A 1,508-nucleotide genomic window follows, 5' to 3' on the forward strand; every position below is an offset into this window, starting at 1 on the left:
CTGGCGTGGTTCTTCAGCGGTCATGGGATGGTCTCTGCCGTCTGTGCAGGGTCACCGGTAGTCCGCCCTTCGGCCTGAGCGTCAGCCGGCAGATCGGCTCGACCGCGTGGTGTTCGCGCAGGCGCACCCGGTATTGTTGAGCAATGATCGCCAGGCAGAGGATCGCTTCCGTCAGGCCGAAATGCAGGCCCGGGCAGACGCGCGGGCCGCTGGCGAAGGGGATGAAGCTGTAAGGCGTCGGGCGACGGCCTTCGGTGAACCGCTCTGGGTGGAAATGGTGTGGATCCTGGAAGAGGCTCTCCGTACGGTGCAGGAGCCACGGCACGATCAAGACGAGCGAGCCCGGCTCGGCGGCAACATCGCCGATCATGTCCGCCTCGCGGGTCTGCCGCGCCAGGATCGGAACCGGCGGGTAGAGGCGCAGCGTTTCCTCGATGACGGCGCGGCACCATTCGAGCTGCGGCACGTCGTCGATCGTCGGCGTTCTCTCGCCGCAGACCCTGGCGATCTCGTCATGAACGGCTTTCTCGATCCAGCCTGCCTTGGAAAGTAGATACCAGGTCCATGTCAGTGTCGCCGCCGTCGTCTCGTGGCCGGCCATGAAGATGGTCGCGGCCTCGTTTCGCAAGGCGACGAGGTCGAGTTTCAGCTCCGGATTTCGCTGCTGTCGTCGGATGAGCAGCTCGACCATCGAATTGTGGTCGCCGCGGCCGGCAAGGTGATCCTCCACAACCTTGTCGATCGTTCCGTGGATGCGCTTGACCGAGCGGCGCAGGCTCGGGGTGCGCAGGACGGGCAGGCCGTCGTCGAAGCCGAGGAAGTAGCCGATGTTGATGGAATCCACCAACGACTGGTAGCTGGTAAAGCCCTCGGTCACGGCGGCCGCACTGTCGTCGCCGAGCTGGTTGCCGAAGACGCTGCGCGCGATGATCTCGGCAGTCAGGCCCGCCATTTCGTGGAGCGCATTGACCTCGGCTCCGTCGGGCATCTCGTTCCAGCGCTCGACGAGTTCGCTGGTCGTCTTCTCCATGACAGGGCCGAAGGACGGCACTCTCTTGGCGTGGACGATATCGGCGACCAGCGGACGGCGCTGTTTCCAGGTGTCGCCGTCGGAAATGAACAACCCGTCTCCGAGGAGAAACTCGAGCGCCCGGCGCATCTGTGGGCTCTTGCGTTCGAAGTTCTCGTGCCGCTTGACGACGACCTGTCGGATCAGATCGGGCGAGTTGACGACGATGATCTGCCGACCGAGGATCCGGATCTGCGAGACCTTTTCGGTATAGTCACTGGCGCGCCAGATCGACAGGAAATCTGTTCGTGCCTGAAGCAGCAGCCGCAGCGGCTTCCCCGGTGGACCCGAATAGTAATCGGCGCGGACGGGAGCGAACTTCCCCTCCAGCAATTCTTCCCTGAAATTTACAGATTGCTGGAACCAGGCGAGCATTTACGTCCGATCTGCCGTAACGTGACGATGATATTCAGGCATCTATTTGTATTTCGTGCACGAG

General features: G+C 62.7%; 1 protein-coding gene. It reads right to left on the bottom strand.

What is annotated here, in order from left to right; genetic code table 11:
• Nucleotides 1-13 precede the first annotated feature (13 nt).
• Nucleotides 14-1,444: a cytochrome P450 gene (locus tag I8N66_RS32570; protein ID WP_291163197.1), complete on the bottom strand. Its 1,431-nt coding sequence runs from the start codon at nt 1,442-1,444 to the stop codon at nt 14-16.
• Nucleotides 1,445-1,508 lie beyond the last annotated feature (64 nt).

The organism is Ensifer sp. SSB1, assembly GCF_016652895.1.
Taxonomy (GTDB): Bacteria; Pseudomonadota; Alphaproteobacteria; order Rhizobiales; family Rhizobiaceae; genus Ensifer.

Bases quoted from the DNA above. Each gene is read 5' to 3' on its own strand.
- I8N66_RS32570 (WP_291163197.1), bottom strand. From the start codon at position 1,444: ATGCTCGCCTGGTTCCAGCAATCTGTAAATTTCAGGGAAGAATTGCTG.